General features: G+C 33.3%; 20 protein-coding genes and 2 pseudogenes. 5 read left to right on the top strand and 17 right to left on the bottom strand.

Translation table 11 applies throughout. The features are described 5' to 3' along the window. Window positions 1-396: 396 nt before the first annotated feature. The 3 genes from Q9B79_RS05275 to Q9B79_RS05265 all read right to left on the bottom strand — a co-directional run bounded on the left by Q9B79_RS05275 (window position 397) and on the right by Q9B79_RS05265 (window position 2662). Entirely contained in the window at window positions 397-1374 is a 978-nt protein-coding gene (locus Q9B79_RS05275; RefSeq protein ID WP_306182901.1) for a DUF4179 domain-containing protein, read from the bottom strand. Further along, window positions 1375-1905: an RNA polymerase sigma factor SigX gene (locus Q9B79_RS05270; protein WP_306182900.1), complete on the bottom strand. Its 531-nt coding sequence runs from the start codon at window positions 1903-1905 to the stop codon at window positions 1375-1377. 277 nt (window positions 1906-2182) lie between these two features. Next, window positions 2183-2662, bottom strand: a complete 480-nt coding sequence (locus Q9B79_RS05265) for an AraC family transcriptional regulator (protein ID WP_306182899.1) — start codon at window positions 2660-2662, stop codon at window positions 2183-2185. Between the two features lie 536 nt (window positions 2663-3198). On the opposite strand from Q9B79_RS05265, the gene secY reads away from it, so the two are divergent. Then, window positions 3199-4503: a preprotein translocase subunit SecY gene (gene secY / locus Q9B79_RS05260; protein WP_088096575.1), complete on the top strand. Its 1305-nt coding sequence runs from the start codon at window positions 3199-3201 to the stop codon at window positions 4501-4503. 46 nt (window positions 4504-4549) lie between these two features. Here the strand turns inward: secY and Q9B79_RS05255 are convergent, their stop codons facing one another. After that, the gene (locus tag Q9B79_RS05255; protein ID WP_306182898.1) at window positions 4550-5467 is read right to left on the bottom strand and encodes a DMT family transporter; all 918 of its coding nucleotides are present in this window, start codon (window positions 5465-5467) and stop codon (window positions 4550-4552) included. Between the two features lie 146 nt (window positions 5468-5613). Here Q9B79_RS05255 and pdxR point away from each other — a divergent pair, with 146 nt between their 5' ends. Next, on the top strand, window positions 5614-7047 hold the full coding sequence (gene pdxR, locus Q9B79_RS05250) for a MocR-like pyridoxine biosynthesis transcription factor PdxR (RefSeq protein WP_306182897.1): 1434 nt from the start codon (window positions 5614-5616) through the stop codon (window positions 7045-7047). A 101-nt stretch (window positions 7048-7148) separates the two neighbouring features. Here the strand turns inward: pdxR and Q9B79_RS05245 are convergent. Next, a pseudogene (locus Q9B79_RS05245) lies at window positions 7149-7244 on the bottom strand (NADP-dependent oxidoreductase); the annotation flags it as partial. A gap of 280 nt (window positions 7245-7524) precedes the next feature. On the opposite strand from Q9B79_RS05245, the gene mleBCA reads away from it, so the two are divergent. Further along, window positions 7525-8379 (top strand): BCA family alpha/beta fold macrolide esterase, encoded by an 855-nt coding sequence (mleBCA, locus tag Q9B79_RS05240; protein ID WP_306182896.1) that lies wholly within the window; start codon window positions 7525-7527, stop codon window positions 8377-8379. 117 nt (window positions 8380-8496) lie between these two features. Here mleBCA and Q9B79_RS05235 read toward each other — a convergent pair whose 3' ends face one another. Continuing rightward, window positions 8497-8832, bottom strand: coding sequence for a hypothetical protein (locus Q9B79_RS05235; RefSeq protein WP_001257753.1), 336 nt, complete (start codon window positions 8830-8832; stop codon window positions 8497-8499). Window positions 8833-8843: 11 nt separating this feature from the next. Continuing rightward, a complete protein-coding gene (locus Q9B79_RS05230) occupies window positions 8844-10013 on the bottom strand; it encodes a ParM/StbA family protein (protein ID WP_306182895.1) in 1170 nt (389 codons plus the stop codon). A gap of 209 nt (window positions 10014-10222) precedes the next feature. Here Q9B79_RS05230 and Q9B79_RS05225 point away from each other — a divergent pair, with 209 nt between their 5' ends. After that, the gene (locus Q9B79_RS05225) at window positions 10223-10624 is read left to right on the top strand and encodes a hypothetical protein (protein WP_306182894.1); all 402 of its coding nucleotides are present in this window, start codon (window positions 10223-10225) and stop codon (window positions 10622-10624) included. Window positions 10625-10666: 42 nt separating this feature from the next. On the opposite strand, the pseudogene Q9B79_RS05220 reads toward Q9B79_RS05225, so the two are convergent. The 6 genes and pseudogenes from Q9B79_RS05220 to sleB all read right to left on the bottom strand — a co-directional run bounded on the left by Q9B79_RS05220 (window position 10667) and on the right by sleB (window position 15026). After that, window positions 10667-11202: pseudogene (locus Q9B79_RS05220) on the bottom strand (DUF1697 domain-containing protein). An 80-nt stretch (window positions 11203-11282) separates the two neighbouring features. Beyond that, window positions 11283-11795, bottom strand: coding sequence for a GNAT family N-acetyltransferase (locus tag Q9B79_RS05215; RefSeq protein ID WP_306182893.1), 513 nt, complete (start codon window positions 11793-11795; stop codon window positions 11283-11285). An 8-nt stretch (window positions 11796-11803) separates the two neighbouring features. Beyond that, window positions 11804-12160, bottom strand: a complete 357-nt coding sequence (locus Q9B79_RS05210) for a hypothetical protein (RefSeq protein WP_306182892.1) — start codon at window positions 12158-12160, stop codon at window positions 11804-11806. A gap of 107 nt (window positions 12161-12267) precedes the next feature. After that, on the bottom strand, window positions 12268-12864 hold the full coding sequence (locus Q9B79_RS05205) for a YhcN/YlaJ family sporulation lipoprotein (RefSeq protein WP_306182891.1): 597 nt from the start codon (window positions 12862-12864) through the stop codon (window positions 12268-12270). Between the two features lie 26 nt (window positions 12865-12890). Beyond that, window positions 12891-14231, bottom strand: a complete 1341-nt coding sequence (gene ypeB / locus Q9B79_RS05200) for a germination protein YpeB (protein ID WP_306182890.1) — start codon at window positions 14229-14231, stop codon at window positions 12891-12893. A gap of 15 nt (window positions 14232-14246) precedes the next feature. Next, window positions 14247-15026, bottom strand: a complete 780-nt coding sequence (gene sleB / locus Q9B79_RS05195; protein ID WP_306182889.1) for a spore cortex-lytic enzyme — start codon at window positions 15024-15026, stop codon at window positions 14247-14249. 144 nt (window positions 15027-15170) lie between these two features. On the opposite strand from sleB, the gene Q9B79_RS05190 reads away from it, so the two are divergent. Then, a complete protein-coding gene (locus Q9B79_RS05190; protein WP_306182888.1) occupies window positions 15171-15503 on the top strand; it encodes a DUF3889 domain-containing protein in 333 nt (110 codons plus the stop codon). 76 nt (window positions 15504-15579) lie between these two features. Here the strand turns inward: Q9B79_RS05190 and Q9B79_RS05185 are convergent, their stop codons facing one another. The 4 genes from Q9B79_RS05185 to kynU form a co-directional block, all read right to left on the bottom strand. Further along, a complete protein-coding gene (locus Q9B79_RS05185; RefSeq protein WP_306182887.1) occupies window positions 15580-16497 on the bottom strand; it encodes a serine hydrolase domain-containing protein in 918 nt (305 codons plus the stop codon). A 447-nt stretch (window positions 16498-16944) separates the two neighbouring features. Then, complete coding sequence (kynA, locus tag Q9B79_RS05180; RefSeq protein ID WP_306182886.1) at window positions 16945-17784, bottom strand: tryptophan 2,3-dioxygenase; 840 nt, start codon at window positions 17782-17784, stop codon at window positions 16945-16947. A 32-nt stretch (window positions 17785-17816) separates the two neighbouring features. After that, window positions 17817-18446 carry an arylformamidase gene (kynB, locus tag Q9B79_RS05175; protein WP_306182885.1) on the bottom strand — a complete coding sequence of 210 codons (630 nt, stop codon included), beginning with the start codon at window positions 18444-18446 and terminating at the stop codon, window positions 17817-17819. Window positions 18447-18448: 2 nt separating this feature from the next. Next, window positions 18449-19735 (bottom strand): kynureninase, encoded by a 1287-nt coding sequence (gene kynU, locus Q9B79_RS05170; protein ID WP_306182884.1) that lies wholly within the window; start codon window positions 19733-19735, stop codon window positions 18449-18451. Window positions 19736-19874: the final 139 nt, after the last annotated feature.

The following is a 19874-nucleotide window of genomic DNA, read 5'->3' as shown; positions in this document are numbered from 1 at the left end:
TGTCGAAAAAAAGGGAAAATACACAATTTATGTAACATTATGCAAAATTACATAATATAAGGACGATAATATAAATAAAGTACAACTCATATAAGTGCATGAATTTCAATAAAAAAAGAGCACTATAAGGTGCTCCTCAAATACGATTATAAATTATGCATTGTGTCATTTATTAGTATATGCTCGTCTCATTCAATTGTTTATTTGCTGATTTCGCTGCACAATAACTTATAAAAATTAGTTATCTCATACATTGAAATTCTTCGTTACTATTTAATTAGTAAATAAAAGAGATAGTTAAAATAATGTAAGAAATAAGCATTATAAAAGCAAACCAATAGATAAAGATATCACTCGACATGTATTGTGTTATTCTTTTTTTCATATAAATTTGTTTTACTTATTTACTTTTTCAGGATTAATTTGAAATTGACCTTTCCAAGATCCAGCTATTTTCCCTATTTTATTTATGTTTACATCTAATGTTAAAGGCTGTTTAAAGGAACCTTTTCCTTCAGGACCTTCAACAAATGTAATGACGCCTTCTGGTCTGTCTTTATCACGAATGCCTACATGCTCTAACTGTTTTCCTTCTGACAATAATTCAAATGGTGAATTGTCTTCACCTTGAATAAATGATAATTGTGAAAACATACCATTTCCTGTGTTATATTCAGGATTTTCTTCTTGTTGTCCATTTACTTTTCCATCGCTTTTTATATCTAATCCATTTGTATCAAATTCAAATGGCATTAGAGTTCCATCGGCTTTCTCCACTCTATAATGAACAGATATACGTGCATCTGCCACATATAATTCTTTAAAATGTACAGTTATCCCTTGATCTGTTATCTTTTCATCAATAGGTATAAACTGCCCGTTCAACATACCTTCTTGTTGTACACCGTTTTCATCTTTACTTCCTTCATTCACAACCGTATCATTTAATACTTCATTAGCAAAGTAAGAAGCAATATTAGTTGCTGCAACTTGCACTTGCGGGATCATAGCTATAGTAAAAATGCCTACCGCAGCAACCGACGTATACATGAACTGTTTTGATTTTTTATTCATATTTGAAAATACTCCCTGCTTTCTTTCTATCGTTTGATTTGTACTAAGTACATTATTAGTCTGGTTATAACCATTAAATGTTTGCCATGCTTTTTCGACATCAATATTTATTTCTGGAGTCTCATGAAGCTTCTCCTCGGCTAGTGTTGAATGTTCCCATTGATTTAATTCTGTTAGCTCAATTAATAAATTTTGACACTCCATACATTTATCTAAATGCTTTATAAATTGTTTTCTTTCCTCACGCGAAAGTTCGCCATCAACATATGATTGAATGGATCCCATTTCATAACAAGTCATTTACTTCCCCTCCATTTGTTCAAAAGTTTTTCGGAACTTAAGTTTAGCTCGTGCCAACAATGTTCCAACAGACGAATCTTCAATATGAAGTACTTGCGCGATTTCTTTATATCGAAATCCTGAAAATTTCATTAATAATATTGTTCGATCTTGTTCTTTCATTTTTCGCAAAACCCTTTGTACTTTTGTAATTTCTTCTTTTCTAATCCATTCATCATCTAGTGACGAATCAATTTGAACTTCTTGATACTGGATTTCTTTATCGATTCTTGCCTGATGTCTCTTTTCAGAGCGAATGTAGTTATAGGCGACATAAGTAGAAGACTTTATAAGCCAAGCTCGTAAATTTTCTATTGAGTTCCAATCTGAATGATACAGTTGCAAAAACACCTCTTGCGCTAATTCCTCAGCAACTGTCTGTTCTTTAATGATCCATATTATTTGTTTAACAACATACGCATAGTTTTGTTTAAACAACGCTTCAAATGTTATATGTGAAACATTCCTCTCTTCACTTTTTATTGTTTGCATGTAAATAAAACCTCTCTCTCGTTTGATGCCTGCATTATAGAGAAACCAGAATGCTCATTTTTGTGACAAAAAATAATATTTTTTTATTATGTACTACTACGTACATTCATGATATAAACAAATATTCATATTAATTAAAGTAAACTTTTTTCTCAATAACAACATAAAACCCACTCTCAACTATTTTTAAGAGTGGGTTTTAGACTATAAAAAACAATTATTTTAATACCTCTTATAATTTATACTACTTATTAAAAACTATATTTCTGACATGAATTTATTTGTTCTTTTTTAATGGGACAAATAAATTAACCTTTAATTTTCCTTCTAGGTCTTCTGCAACATTGTTTATACAAAACTCTAAATTATCCCTATCATAATCTGCACTATACTCACTATTTGGTAACCACACTGCGTACATATATCGATACGCTTCACTTAATTTATGAGGTTCATCATAGAACTGGTATAGAGCGTATAGACCTCCATCTACACATTTAAATTGCACATCCTGATGCGTTTTTTTTTCAAAGTTTTCAGGTACGGTAACGCAAGCATCATGTCGGCACTTATGACTTGCAACAAGTTCAGGGTTATCCAATGAAATTCCGATAAATGATTGCTCTGGTGGATAAAGCTTGTTTTCATTTGCCCACTGTAATAACCTTCCCCAGTGATCTTGTGGTTCAAAATAATTACCAGTTCGTCTTATATAGGCTACTTTTAATGTTGGTAATTTTTTTATAGTCACTTTCATTTACATCAGCCCCTTTAACAAATCTCTACTCTATTTATTTAGCCTTTATTTTCATATATTCCTTCGTAAATAAACAAATTCTATTAATGCATATTCTTTAATTAAAACATAAGTCGTTGTTTTTGAATTGATACTACATTACTAAATTTGTAGAAGTTATAGGTATGTAAAATTTTATTTCAACTCTATATAAAGAATCTCTTTCATCGTTCTAGCAACTTACTAGAAATATAATAATGAAAAGCAATGTTCTTTCAATTTATCATTAAATAAATGTAAAAAATGCCCCTATTCATCCATTTTTCATGCATATGTATGTACATTTGTTAATTTATTCGATATATTATGTGTATTGAATGATTACGAAAAGCTTATTGGTCGCTTATACAACATCTTATATTTTTATATCCGTGAAAACTACAAAATGTATGTAAATCCATTTGTCAAATGAATTTAATGCGGAAGGAGGTTTGTGGTTACTTCATCGGGATATAATAATCAGTTTTTTAACTGATAAAAATATAGGAGGCGACATAATGTTTCGTACGATTTCAAATTTCATGAGAGTAGCTGAGATAAGAAGGAAAATCCTTTTTACATTAGCGATGTTAATCGTTTTTCGAATTGGCACGTTTATTCCAGTTCCTCATACTAACGCAGAGGTATTAAAAGTACAAGATCAAGCTAACGTTTTAGGTATGCTAAACGTATTTGGCGGAGGAGCACTGCAACACTTCTCAATCTTTGCTGTAGGTATTACACCGTATATTACAGCTTCCATCATAGTACAATTACTACAAATGGACGTTATACCTAAATTTTCGGAATGGGCAAAGCAAGGAGAAATGGGCCGTAAAAAATCAGCTCAATTCACTCGATACTTTACAATCATTCTCGCATTCATACAAGCCATTGGAATGTCTTATGGCTTTAATAATATAGCAGGTGGACAATTAATAACAGATCAAAGCTGGACTACATACTTATTTATTGCGACAGTTTTAACTGCAGGTACTGCATTTTTACTTTGGTTAGGTGAACAAATTACCGCTAATGGTGTAGGTAATGGTATTTCGATGATTATCTTCGCAGGACTTGTAGCAGCGATTCCAAATGTTGCGAACCAAATTTATTTACAACAATTTCAAAATGCAGGCGATCAATTATTCATGCACATCATAAAGATGGTTTTAATTGGTCTCGTAATTTTAGCGATAGTTGTCGGTGTTATTTACATACAACAAGCCGTGCGTAAAATACCGATTCAATATGCGAAAGCTGTTTCAGGCAACAATCAATACCAAGGAGCAAAAAATACTCATTTACCTCTTAAAGTAAATAGTGCTGGTGTAATTCCAGTAATCTTTGCTTCTGCATTTTTAATGACGCCGCGTACAATTGCGCAGCTTTTCCCTGATTCAAGCGTATCAAAATGGTTAGTTGCTAATCTGGATTTCGCACATCCAATTGGAATGACACTTTATGTCGGTCTTATCGTTGCTTTTACATACTTCTACGCATTTATTCAAGTAAACCCTGAACAAATGGCTGAGAATTTGAAAAAGCAAAATGGATATGTGCCTGGTATTCGCCCTGGTAAATCAACAGAACAATATGTAACGAAAATTTTATACCGTTTAACATTTATCGGTGCAATTTTCTTAGGTGCCATTTCAATTTTACCGCTCGTATTCACAAAGATTGCTACATTACCACCTTCTGCACAAATTGGTGGTACAAGCTTACTTATCATTGTCGGTGTAGCACTTGAAACAATGAAGACGTTAGAAAGCCAGCTTGTGAAACGTCATTATAAAGGGTTTATAAAGAAAGTAAATTAAGTAAAAAACACAGTTGGTTATTTTTCCAACTGTGTTTTTAATTCTACTACATTTCTTTCTCAAATAATTTCCCTTGTTTGAAATAAGACCGGAGTGTGGATCGATTAGCTAAAAATACACCAACCAAAATGAAACATGCACCTATTCCCATTGTAGGGTTTAAAGGTTCTCCTAATATAATATATCCTACTATAATAGCAATTAACGGTGATACGTATAACCACGTTGACGGGAATACAGGATTTGTTTTTGATAAGAGCCAATAATATAATCCGTGCCCACCGATTGATCCGATAAAGATAAGATATAAAATAGGCCACTGTACACTCCATGAAGCTAGTACAGATACATTCGGTTGTTCTACTATGGCTGAGACGATTAGCAGTAATACTCCTCCATAAAACATTTGAATACCATTTATGAGAAATGGTGATACATTTTGTAAATCCGAAAGTATTTCTTTTGAGTGAATAGAGCCTATTCCGTAAAATAACTCTCCTATTATTAAAACAACACAAGCGATACTCCATATGATACTTATTTCTTGGTGCATTCCTGGTAAAGAAACAAAAACAACACCTATTAGTGCAATAATTAAAGCTAGCAGTTGCTCCTTTTGTAATTTTGTTTTATTTCTCTTTGCCTGCAATAACAATAACATCATCGGTCCCGTAGCAGATAGCACAGCAGCTAGCCCTGAAGAAATATATTGTTCTGCCCAGTACAAAGTTGCGAATGTCATAAACGTTAAGCAAAAACCAGCATATATAATACGTTTTGAAAATACATGTGGCGTTATTTCTTTTCGCTTTAACTTAAATATAATCATCAAGATTACTCCTGCTAAAAAGAAACGAATTCCCGCTGAAAATAACGGGGGCGTTCCTGCTTCAATTCCGATCTTTATCGTTAAAAATGTTGTTCCGAAAATAATACATACTAAAATATAATTGAAAATGACCATTTTTCTTCCTCCTTTTTACTCTTAACATGAGTATAGAAGGTATGGTGTATAACAGTGTAACTATGTATATAACAGTTACCTAAAATCATAGTTGATTCTATTTATATTTTTCGCTTTAATTAAATAAAAACTGAAAAGGTGAAACCATGAAGATTGTCCTTCGTAAAGAATCCAACATACCGTATTACAGGCAAATATATATGCAAATCGTTGAAAGAGTACAAAGTGGCATGCTTTCACATGGTGACTCACTTCCATCTTTACGCTCTATGGCCGAAGATTTACAGATTAGCCTATTAACTGTTCGTAAAGCATATAAGCAGTTAGAAAAGAAAGAATATATACGCATCCAGCAAGGAAAAGGTGCTTATATACATAAACATGTAAAGAAAGGTTTTAAACCAATTCCGTATCAGTGGCAACAAACGAAAACAATTAATGTTATGCGTTCTCAATACGCAATGAATCAGCACCGGAAATATTATGATTTTTCTCAAGCGATTTTATATCCCCGTTTATTGCCAAATCCATTCTTGGCAGACGAAATGCATAAAATACTTCATAAAGACCAGATGATTCTAGCAACTTATGGGCCAATTCAAGGAGATTATGAACTGCGAGTTGAAATAGCAAATTACTTACATGAACACCAGCAATTAGTGACAGATCCATCCCGATTATTAATTACAAGCGGCGCTCAACAAGGAATTGATTTAATTGCTCAAACATTATTAAAACCTGGTGATATTGTATTAGTGGAAAGTCCGTGTTATAGTGCTGCACTAGATATTTTCATCAATAAAGGTGCTCAAATTATACCTATTTCTCTTGATCATTATGGCGTTCGCTCCGACTTAATCGATGATATTTGTCAAAGTAAAAATCCCGTTTTATTGTATACGAATCCAACGTTCCAAAACCCAACAGGTACAGTAATGAGTAAAGAACGGAGAATGGAACTTATAGAACTAGCAGAGCTATATAAGTTTTTTATAATTGAAGATGATTCTTTCGGAGAAATATATTTTGAGGGCGCTACTATCCCCTCTCCGATCAAAAATTTTGATACGAATGGCCATGTAATATATATAAAAGGATTTAGTAAAACGTTAGCACCAGGGCTACGTATCGCATCTCTTATTGCTGATGGACCTATTTTCGAATGGTTATATGCTGTAAAAGGTTCAATGGATATCGGTAGTCCTTTATTAACACAAAAAGCACTTCTACCTTTTTTGCGTGCAGAACGTATGAAAAACCATTTAGAAAAATTACGTACGGCTTTACAAATTAGACGTGATATAACGATTAATATGTTATCAACACTTAAAGAAATACACTTTGAAATACCAAATGGTGGATTTAATTTGTGGATTACGCTTCCTGATTCGACTGATCCCTTTACCTTATTACAAAAAGCAAATGAAGTAGATGTCTCTTTTTTACCAGGAACAGCTTGTCTATTAAATAACGATACAAATAATAATCAATTAAGGCTTAGCTATTCTATGTTAAATGAAAAAGATATGTTGATTGGTTTAGAGAAATTACATGATACAGTACGAAACTATAAGCTATAAAAGCATATGCACAATATCTTTAAGCTAAAAAGTAAATACCCCAAAATAGTTTTGTTTTGGGGTATGGGTATAATGAAAATTTCGAAGATACTTAATCATTTTCATTCCACTTTTATTACAATCTTACCTCTAACATGTTGGCCTTCACTCAAAATATGAGCTTCTCTTACCCCTGCTTCATTAAACAGTACAACTTTACGCTACTTTTAACAATTTGTTTTAAAGCTTATCTTTCTTTTAATTCTTCAATACTACCATATTGATCTATAACAATTGCTTTCATTTCCTCTCCCCCTTGCGTTTATTTTAATAACATACAAATATTTCTCAAATTTTTTTCCTTTGAATTAGCATAAACTTATTTTTGGGGGTAAATTGCGTAAGATGTTTGCAAGTTCCAAAACGAAACTTACAAACATCTTAGAATCTTTCAAAACTATATTTTAAATTTAATTCAAAAGAAATGGGGAGAACGCGATGGCTGAAAAGATGTTTAAAATAAACGGGATCGATATATGTACAGAAAGCTTTGGGAACCCTAAAAACCCAGCTGTTTTATTAATTATGGGTGCTACGTGTTCAATGGTTTATTGGGATGAAGAGTTTTGTGAACAGTTGGCTAACACAGGGAAATTTGTTATTCGTTTTGATAACCGTGATGTGGGACGCTCTGTTGCATACGAGCCTGGAACTTCCAATTATACAGTTACACATATGGCAGAAGATGCGATTGGGGTACTTGATGCTTATCATATTAATCAAGCACATCTATTTGGTATGTCTTTAGGTGGTATGATCGCTCAAATTGCTGCTGTAAAACATCCTGAAAGAATTTTATCGTTAACATTATTAGCTACAAGTATAATAGGATCTGACGATAACACGCGCGATTTACCTCCGATGGATGAAAGAATTTTAACACATCACGCAAATGGCACGCATTTAGATTGGACAAATGATAAAGTTGTAGCTGAATATTTAGTTTCCGGATCTCGCCTATTATGTGGATCAAAACGAACATTTGATGAAAAAAGAGTCTATAAACAAGTAAAACAAGAAATAGAACGAGCTAACAATTTATTAAGCATGTTTAATCACGCTTTACTTCAAGGCGATGATGCATATGAAGGCGTGCTTCACTCCATACAGGCACCTACATTAGTCATTCACGGAACGGACGATACTGCACTTCCTTTCGAACATGGTCTCGCACTAATTGATGAAATTCCTAACTCTGTTCTATTAACCCTTGAAGGCGCAGGACATGAAATTCATCCTGATGATTGGGAGAACATAATTCATGCTGTTACTGAACATACAGCTAAAATATAGATAAATTACGAATAGAAGGAGTACAGATTGTCGTGTGCCCCTTCTATTTGTTATATAAAAAACCCATCACTGTATCCATATGTATAGTGATGGGCAATACTTAATATTTTTCTATGTTTAAAAAAACGGACAATCTAATTGATCAACAGCTTCCCATGATTTTTTTTTTATATTATCGGTGGATTTATTTGCTTCTAATGGTACGTTTTTAAAGGGATTTACTTCGACTTTTAATAAAGATGATGGTTCCACGTATAATGAGAAAACATGGCTACTAGGAATTGCTTTTGATACATCAATATCTCCTACTTGTTTAAAGAGTTGCTGCGCTGCAAAGAAAAAGAAATTCGTTGGGTTTGATTGTTTATTTAACCATGCAAGCATTTCAGGTGATACTGACTTATGAATATTGATTTTTACTCGATCACCACGTTTATATCGCCTAGATCGCATACTTCCACCAACTAACTTATCGTTAAGTTTGTAAATCCTAACTCTTTTTGCTTATGCTCTCTATATTTTGGCGAACAAGTGTAGACTAATAATCCACGTGCATTTGTAAATAAAGGATTATCTACAAAGATTACATTTGTTAGTCGTCCCTTTTGTTTTAAAATCATTTTTAAACTATTTTTAATAATTACTGCGCCTCCGCCATAAATAAATACGTATGGATCGTCCTTCATATCATCAATTTTATTTATGATATCCGTTGCGACACGCGCTGCTAACCCTAACAATGCCGGTTGTGACTCCTCAACTAATAACGCATTTCTTGGGTGCTTTTCATTTAAATAAATTTGGTTAAACTCTGTAATGCTATCAATCGTCTTTGTTGGATACTTCCGGTTCCATCTCGTAATAATTTGTAGTAACGTTTCTTTCACACCATATGATAGGCCCTTACTTAGTTGTGGTCTAAAGTTAACACCTAGTGAAACTACTTCTTCTGTCGTCCCTGCGCCAATATCAAAAGATAATAATGTTTTATCAACAAAATCAATTTCTGAAACTTGATTTTGTTCACATTCTATTTTATGTTTTACAACATTTCCTTCTTCATCATATACAATGCCCCACGTCCCAGAAGCACCCTCAGGTAGGCATTTACAATATTCGATAGAAATATTAATTGTCACATCACGTCCGTTAGGATAATGGAATACAACCTTATGATTGCCCATATAACGTTTCGCATTTTCCGCAGCTATTTCTTGTGTAATAAGTTGCATGGGAAGAGCAACAGATAAATCGTAACGAATATTAATATGACTAGACGTTGGACTTTGACGCATAGCACTTACCGCTAAACCAGATAGAATTGTAATAACCATTAACTCATCAGTTGACTTATTCGATTTCTTCTCAACTTCAGTACCTTTTAATTGATCTTGAATGACTTTTTCTCCAACGATATACCGCACGTTATTTAACATTAGCGATGGTGAACTAATGGTCACGTCAATGTGATTTTCTAATTCAGATAAGGAAACATCTCCCTCATCTAACAATCCAGTAGGCTCTCCTATATATAAAGAATATATACTCGGAATAAAAATAGGCTCTTGCCCTTTCACCATTAACTTCAAACCGTTATTTCCTGCATCAGCACCAGCTTTTAAAAGAATAGACATAACTACCCCCTAAATTAATCTGACATCCCTTCCAAATATATGCGAGCCTATTCTTTTACATTCAAATGTAATGTAATTTTTTATAAAAGACAAAAACAAAGTATCATATTATTTCTTTATCATGTAAAAAGTATTTGACATAAGAGTTTTCAAATTTTATACTATGGATGTAAAGAGTTTTTTACAACTATGGAGGTGTCATTTCTAAATTGAATCATAAAAAAATCATTTTCATAATTATCGTCATATCATTAATCGGAATCCTCTTACATGGCGCATATAAATATATAACGGAAGGTTCAATTTTAGGCGGAACAATATTCGCTTTTTCGTTAATATTTGGAAATTTAATTAATCAAATTACTTGGGGAGATCCAAATGGAGTATCGGAAGAAAGCCAAGATGAAATGGGACAACAAATCCAATATAAAAGTTTTAAAGTTGCTTATTTTGTACTTATATGTCTTATGTTTTTTATTTTAGTATTATCAGAAGGATTTGCATTTTTATTACTTGATGAAATAAAGAATCTTCCTCTTTTTATCGCCCTTTGTTCTTCTTTCTTTATTTATCCTATTGTTGAACTAATAGTTGCAAAACAATATAAATAAAAAGGTGAGATTTTCTATGTTCAGAAAATCTCACCTTTTTATTTATATTCCCTCAACTATAGCTTTTAACTTATTCACAGTCCGCCAATTCCTTACTGTAACTGGTGTATGTAAGTTCTGCAACTGATTCATTAATTTAGAATTCCGAATGCTATTTTTAAAAAATAAATACACAACTTTTTCATGAATATAGCAATCTTCAGTCTCATTTTTTGCATAAGTAGCTGATCCTTTTCTTTTTCAGAAAGTTCATTTGCTAAAAAGGCAACATGTATACTTTCTCCTTCAAGCAATGAATCGACTTCATAAGGACACCTTTTTATCAAATTTATAAATTCATCACGTGTTCTTAACATGACCGGAACATCAAACCCAAAAACATTTTTAATTTCTGATTGTATTTGTTTATTTAAAAAATCAATATCTTTTTCAGATTCGAACACGATATTACCGCTTTGAATATATGTTTTTACTTGTTTTAACTCTATTGATTCAAACATTTGTTTTAAATCAGCCATTTTGATTATCTTATGCCCGCCTACATTAATTCCTCTTAGAAGCGCAATATAAATGGTCATATCATTTCTCCTTATTCAAATATCGTTCTAAATAAAAAAACTTACTACTTTATTACGCGAGGAGTAAGTTTTTTTTCTCATTATTTTATGATAGGTAAATGCATTATTATTTGTTGACCAATTGGTCCCATTCTTCTAAAACCTTTATCTTGGAAGCCAACTTTTTTGTATAAATTTTGTGCAGGAATATTTTTTTCATTTACAGCAAGTACAACTTCATTTTTCATCGGAAAATAACGTTGTACAAAGTCTTGTAATAGTACCAATGATTTTTTCGCATATCCTTTTCTTTGCCTATCGTAATTTATAGAAAATGATGTTAAAAGTAATGCATCTGGATTGTCTGTGAACTCCTGTACTCTATCTCCCGTTTGCAATGCAAAAAGACCAACAGGTGTCCCGTTGTAATCTAAAATAACAATCACATTTTTTGTACGATCACTCTTTGCTTTCTCCAATAATTCGCTTGGATCTGATGTGAATTGAACTTGTTCACTTGGTAAAGTAAATGTCTGTATAACTTCTTTATATTTTTCTTTATACGGAACTAATTGTATTTCCCCTGTATGTATGTCCATGCTAAACTCTCCCATTTTACTTATTAACTTAAACCTTGCTGCGCTTTAGAATGTACTTTTCCATCTAGAAAGGTAATTTCAACTAATGTAGTTGGATCGCTTCCCTTCCAAGCGAAAATTTGTTTAATTTGTGTAGAATCTTCTACACCTTCTTCTATAAGTAAATTACCATCAAAACCAATTAAATCTTTCACTTCTGTATAAGTCATTCCTTCATTTATATTCAAGAAATGATTTATATTAATAGTTTCTTTCTTCTCACTTTCCATCACAGTTGAAGAAGTCGCTGTTTGTTTTTTCACTTCTTTCTTCTGTTCACACGCTGTCATACTGAAACCTAAGCATAAACTACATAAAATTAATGCGCTTTTTTTCATCATAACAGTTGTCCCTCCCATAATAATTAAACCACATATTCTCTTATAAATAAACTGAATATTTAATATTATATTGAAAAATCCCCGTACAATTTAGTACGGGGATTACTTTATTTATTCAAATGATTATTTGATTGGTCATCCTGTTCTTTTCTTAGTTCTTGTTCTTCATCTTTTGGTAATTGTTTATCATTATCTTTAATTGGATTCGTTTCTCGATTTTCAATCATGTCATTTGGAACTTGTGGCATTACTCGGCCAACAATTGCTGCTAACTCATCAAGTATACCTTCGCCTGTTTTTCCTTTTTTAATTTGCTTTCCAATTTGTTTTAGTCTTTCATACGTATCAACATCTGCTACAACGACTGCATTAGCACCATCAGGATCATTTTTTAAACTTTCTGCAACTGAGTATTTAATGGACTCAACGCGAGTTCGATCAAGCTTCGCTTTTACATCAATACCTACAATAGCATATTTGCCGACTACTACGGCAGTTGCATCATTCACACCTGGCACACTTGCAGCTAAAGATGCTAAATGGTCCGCTGCTTTTTCATTTGGCTTATTTGGTTTGTTCGTGTAATTAACATTTTTCGTCGAAACATTTTTTTGCTCTGTTTTTTCGTTTGGATTGTCCTTTTTTCCTATACTGCAGCCAGTTATAAACAAGCAAAGCATCAACATATATATTAGGCTCTTCATTATTCTCACCACTTTACTATTAAAATTTAATCATAAATTTTTTCAACAGCTTGCATTTTCTTCACTTTTTCCTCTGCTCCATTATTCGCATTAATGAAGATTTGATACGTATCTTTCCCTAAAGTACCAATAAATTCATAGCAAAGCACTTCATTATGCAAATCATTTACTACAAGAGCTTTACGTTCTTCCATAACTTTAACATCTGGATTGATTTTCTTTCTTGCTTCAGCTGCAGTTAGTTTAGCTGATGGAACTGTTCGTTTTTGATGTGATGCTAAATATTCTTTTGCGGAGAATCCAACTATAGAACCGTCATCTAAAGCAATTTTCATTTGGATTGCTTCTGGATAAATTCGTACACCATTTTCATTTACTACATACGTAAATACACCAACATTATCATATTGTGAACTATCAAAAAGCTCCATATTCTTAAACTTATGGTCCTTTAAGAATGTCAAACCTTTACTTCCTGCATCGTTCAAACTAATTTTCTGTTCTTTAATTTCTCGATTATTCATAACCCAAATTGGATATCCGCCTTTTCCGGTAATATCCATATAAAATTCATTATTCGTTGCTGGATCTTTTATTTTCACACTATAGAAAGATTCTTTGGCACCTTTTCCGCTTTTCTCAACATCTACTTTTTCATTTCCTTTGAAATTTAAAAATGATTTTGCGATTTTTGCTGCTTCTTCTTTAGAAATTGCTTTTCCTTCTGCTTCAAATCCACCTTTTTTATTTTTTTGTGCACTTGTAAAGGTCGGTCCGAAGTTTGTAGAGGAATACGATGTTACATTTTTTTCTACTGTCTTTAATCCATCAATAATTGTATTATCTGCAGGATCGCGATTTGATGCGAGCGCCATCTCAACATCCATCCAGCGTAAATTATTTTTCAAAACAAGATGTTGTACCTTTCGTAACTCATCTTGTATATTTCCTGCATTTGAATATAAAGTTTGTAACGTTTTGTATTCTTGATCATTTAACGGCTCTTTTTCTAAATCACGAATGGCTGCACGGTAACTAAAATCACCGATATTCGCTAAAAATTCTTCCGTTTTATTAAAAGGCATTAATGTTAAAGGAAGTTGTCCTACATCCGAACGAGCTTCGGATGTTAATCTCCATACGTCTGCTAATGCAGGCGATAAAGATGCGCGTGAATTCATCGCCAGCGTTGTTCCAATTTTGTCGTGCAATAAATCAACCTCATATGCTAAATCATGAAACGCACGTTGATAACTATTTTCGGCTCGAATTAATACTGCATTCTTCTCTTGATGTTCTTTATAGCCCCAGTATCCTGTTCCGACTACACCGACTGTTAATAATACAATGATAATACCTCTTAACATAGTTCCACCTCCGCTCTATTTACAGAAAATATGTTTCCCAATCTTTTTAATTTGTGGACGAGTCCAAATCCATTTACTTGTTGCAGTATCTGGATTGAAATAATACAATGCATTTCCTGTTGGATCCCATCCATTAATTGCATCTAATACAGCTTTTTTCGCTGTTTCATTTGGCGTTAAATAGATTTGTCCGTCTGCTACCGCTGTAAATGCTCTTGGCTCAAAGATTACACCCGAAACAGTATTTGGGAAAGATGCACTTGTAACACGATTTAAAATAACTGCAGCTACTGCAACTTGCCCTAAGTACGGTTCGCCACGAGATTCTCCATATACTGCGTTTGCCATAAGCTGAATGTCATTTTGAGAATAACCATTTGGAACATTTGTCCCTTTATTTTGAGATGGTTTATTCTCTTGTGCAGTACCACCACTATTTCCTTTATTCGTAGTCGTTCCTTTATTAGCAGTTGACTTATCATACTTCGTTGCCTTTACGAGCATTTGCTTCGTTTTAGCTCCAGCTAAACCATCAACAGGTAATCCGAATTTTTCTTGAAAATTTCGAAGTGCCCAGTATGTACCCCATCCAAAAACACCATCCACTTTTCCTGTATAAAATCCGTTATATTTCAAACGAGATTGCAGTTCAATAACATCTTCGCCAGATGCTCCTCTTTGAATGACCTGGTTAGAAAAGGCTTCTACATTTTTCAGTTGTATACTACTGACCATCAAAGATAGTCCTATGAACGCAAGTAAAACTGCTATTTTAAAAATAGCTTTTTGGCGCATAATTTTCCCTCCTTAATTATGTAAATGATTTCTTGGTTATGTTTTGTAAAAGCCTCGCTTTTATGTAAAGAAGACAAAAAAATCCAAACTCATATCGTTGAAAAAATATGTAAACAATATAAAAAAATATAAAAGGAGTTCATCATGAAAAAATTGTTAAAGCGTGTCGCACTCGTCATTTTATTTATCACAACAGGTTCAAATTTATATACCGGCTCATCAATTGTTCATGCACAGCCACCGTATGCCAAATGGGGGAAACTTGCTGTAGAAAAGACGAAAGAACAATACCCAAAAGCGGAGATTATTGATTACCTTCATATAGGTAGAAAACCGAAAACCGTTCAAATAACAATTGAAAAATTTAAATTGTGGCTACGTGAGAACGGAAAAGAATATGGCGTTTTTGTTGATGTTGAATTTGAAACGAAAACAGATAAATTTTTAAAGATGACGTTTCAGAAGACGAGTAGATAAAATGAAAGAACCCGCACTTTTTATATTTTAAACAGTGCGGGTTCTTTCATTTCTAAACTCCATTCCTACATTCTTCTTATTTAAACTTATAATTCTCCTGTACATGCTCAATAAACAATTTCAATGGAACAAGTCCACGTTTTGGCATATGACTACTTATAACAGCAACAAGCTCTAACTTTGGAATGACAACGATGTATTGCCCACCATATCCCATAGCAAAGTACATACAATACGGTATGTGAAATCTTTCGTTATTCAAAACCCACCAATGATATCCATACGCCCCTACATGTTCATACGTTTCAAATAGAGCTGTACTTGATTCTTCTAACCATTTCGATGATACAATTTCATTCCCCTGCCAATATCCATGCTGTAAGCATAATATTCCGAGCTTTAATAAATCTTTAGATTTCATTTTCATACCGAAACCGCCAACATGTATGCCTTGGGGATCTTGTTGCCACTCATATTCGGTAATTTCTAATAGATCAAATAAATATTTTTTCGCAAACTGTTCTGTCGGCATTCCAGTAGCTTCTTGAATAATATAGCTCAGCAAGTGAGAAGACCCTGAGTTATAATTCATTTTTGTAGCAGGTTCCTCAATTATTCGTTTTTCTAATATGTACTGCACCCAGTTCTCTGATTCTACAAAATCATTGGGGAACACTACTCCATTTCCGAACTCTTTCCAATCCTCACCTGTAGTCATCGTTAATAAATGATACAGAGTCAAATCCCGCTTTTCCTCAGATGCATTGTCAATCCATTCTGTAATCGGTGTATGTATATCATTTATATAGCCTTTATCGATTGCAATACCAATTAATATAGATACAATGCTTTTTGTAATCGAATTTATTTTAAATAGATTATTTTCACACTCTAATGTTTTATAATACTTAGTTGTTAACTCACCTTTTTGATAAACAAGAAATGTATTTACTTTTTTCTGTTCAAATTTATTTTCTAGTTGCTTGAAATCCAAAACTTTACCTCCAATTAAATCATTACCTAATTTATTATATCTTGTAGCTTTCATTAAAACATACTTGTGTTCAAATAAAAAACAAACCTGCCAGTTAATCTGGTAACTATCATTCTTAAAGAACCTGCTCTGTCTACTTTTAAAAAATCCCCTTTATTGGTTCCTCAATGTTTTGAAGCACTTTTTACGACCTTAAAACAATAAGACTTAACTTTTTTATTTTTACTTTAATAATACTCTACTCCATTCTTGTCTATTTATTTTCTAATTTGAATTGTTTTGAAGTTTTTTATCTCTTTAGTTGAAAATATTATTTTACTCATGATGTCCCCTAATCTCCATATCTTGAAATTCAAGTATATAAAAAATACCCGTAGTAAAAACACTCGTTTTCAAGCGTCCTAACTACAGGTACCAGTTTACAGTTCATTACTGACAGGTTTCTTTTTATAATTTCGTGCGAACATTCCAAAGCTCTGGGAAGAATCGTTGATCAAGTACTCGTTTTAAATAAGATACACCTGAAGAGCCACCTGTTCCCATTTTATGTCCGATAATTCGTTCTACCGTTTTCATATGACGGAAACGCCATTGTTGTAGCCAATCTTCAATATCGATTAATTTTTCAGCAAGTTGGTATAAGTTCCAATACTTTTTCACATCGGCATACACTTCAAGCCATGCCGCTTCTACCGTGGCATCTTCTTCATAAGGCTGCGTAATATCGCGATTCAACACATCTTTATGAATAGGGAATCCTTCTTTTACAAGTGCTTGAATTGCGACATCATACAAACTTGGTGCATGTAGCGCCGTATGAAGTCGAGCGTGTAATTCTGGATCTTTTTCATAAATTTTCAATGCATGTGGCGTTTTATAACCAAGCGCATACTCAATCATACGATATTGATACGATTGAAAACCTGAAGCTTGACCGAGCGAGTCACGAAACTCAATGTACTCTGATGGTGTTAATGTCGCAAGAATATCCCAAGATTGAATAATTTGAGACTGAATTTTTGATACACGTGCTAACATTTTAAAAGCAGGTTGTAATTTATCTTGTTTAATAGATTCGATTGCTGCGTTTAACTCATGTAAAATAAGCTTCATCCAAAGTTCACTTGCTTGGTGAATAACGATGAACAACATTTCATCATGATGGTCTGATAATCTCTTTTGAGAAGATAGTAAACTATCTAATTGTAAATATTCCCCGTACGTCATATTCTCTTTAAAGTCCGTATAAATCCCTTTTTCCATAATTACCTTTTCATTTTCTTTCATATTAGCCAAACGCCCCTTTTATATATTTCTACTTATATTGGTCTGATAACTGCTCGAACTGGACTTCCATCTGCATCTGTTAAGGCAAGTGGTAATGCGATCAATTCATAATCGCCGTCTGCTACATGATCTAGTACGACATTTTCTAAAATATGTATGCCATGTTTAAACAATTGGTGATGCGCTGCTAATTCTTTATCATCTAATGGATCAACTGATGGTACATCTACCCCGATTAAACGGATACCTTTCTCTGAAAGAAACGGTGCTATATCAGCGCGTAAATGCGGGATTGCATTTGGGAATTCATTCGCTTTACCATGTGAAGATGTGCGTAACAACAATCGTTCTACGCCTTCTAAATGAAAGTTTTCCAATTCCTTTTTCCCGATGCTTTCAAGATTCGAAACATCTATGATGCGCGCTGGTCCGACATAAACTTGAACATCTAAGTCTATTACTTTCTTTCCTCCATTATCAAAATGAAACGGTGCATCAATATGAGTGCCTGTATGAATACTCATCGTTAACTTTCCGACATTTACTGAACCACTCTCTTCTTTTGACCATGAAACTTCATACGAGAACGGTGTATCCCCTGGCCAAGTAGCAATATCATTATTTAACGGTTGTGAAATATCAATCCACTCTGATGTTTTCATACTTAGGCCACAACCTCTCGCTTATTTTCAAACTGCTTATACTCTTCATTTTTCATTATTTTCTTTAATATTTGTACAGATTTCCATACTTCTTCGTATGTGTTATATAAAGCGACCGGTGCAAGTCTTACTCCATTAGGTGCACGGAAATCAGGGATAACTCCATTTGCTTTTAACGCTTTACAAATGCGTGCTGCTTCTGCATGCTCTAAATAAATGTGCCCGCCTCGTTTTTCATCCTCAAATGGATTTCCAATTGTAAATCCGAAATCTTTTAATTCATGATCAATCAAATTAAGCATGTATCTTGTAATATGTAATGATTTTTCGCGTAAACGTTCTATACCAGCATCTTTAAACATTTCAAGAGAACCAATTAAAGGTGCAGTACTTAATACGTGTGGTGTACCTATTTGATAAGCACCTGCATGATCAGCAGCTGTTAATGTATGTTCCATATCAAACTGCTTATCTTTTCTAGAACTAAACCAACCTGATAATCCCGGAAGTCTATTAAAGTGCTTTTTATTTACATAAAGCCCTGCAACACCACCAGGTCCCGCATTTAAGTATTTATAATTACACCAAATCGCGAAATCAACATCCCACTCTTTGAAATGATGCGGAATAGAACCGATTGAATGACATAAATCAAATCCAATATGAATACCACGCTCATGAGCTTCCATTGTTAAACGTTTCATATCAAGAATTTGTCCACTTCTATATAGTACAGAAGGTAATAAAATTAACGCGATGTCATCTGTCATTGCTTGAATAATATCATCTTCAGAAAGTGTTCTACCGTCTCGGCTCTTCACTCGTACTAAATGCTCATCTGGATCTAGGCCCTTTAAACGAATTTGACTTTGAAGTGCATATATATCTGACGGAAATGTTAATTCATCAGCAAGGATTTTTGTACGTATTCCTTTCGGCTCATAAAACGTCGCAATTACTTGGTGAATATTCGTCGTTGTGGAACCGGTTACAATTGTTTCTTCCGGTAAAGCTCCAATAAGAGGCGCAGTCAATTCACCTAATTTCTCCGAAAGGAAAAACCACGGATGCTCTCCTTCAGTCCAGCCGTCAATTCCATACTCCTTCCATGAATCGAGCAACGTAAGTAATGATTTCTCTGCTCTTTTTGAAAGTAGCCCTAATGAGTTTCCATCTAAATATATCGTTCCTTCTTTTTTATAGAATTCAGTTTGAAAATCTTTCAGTTCATCATGTTTATCACATTCAAGCGCATATTCATAATTCGGTTGAAATGGTTCTTTATACATGGTGTCACCTTCTTTTAATTTTCTTTTTATTCTAACTAATTGAAATATATCACCTTACTTGATATAACGTCAATGATATTATGTCAGTTGACTTTATATGTGAATTTCTTTTACAATACAGTTATATTTTCAGATATTT

The sequence above is a fragment of the Bacillus sp. MHSD_36 genome (assembly GCF_030757775.1).
GTDB lineage: Bacteria > Bacillota > Bacilli > Bacillales > Bacillaceae_G > Bacillus_A.
This window is presented reverse-complemented; position numbering and strand designations above follow the sequence as displayed.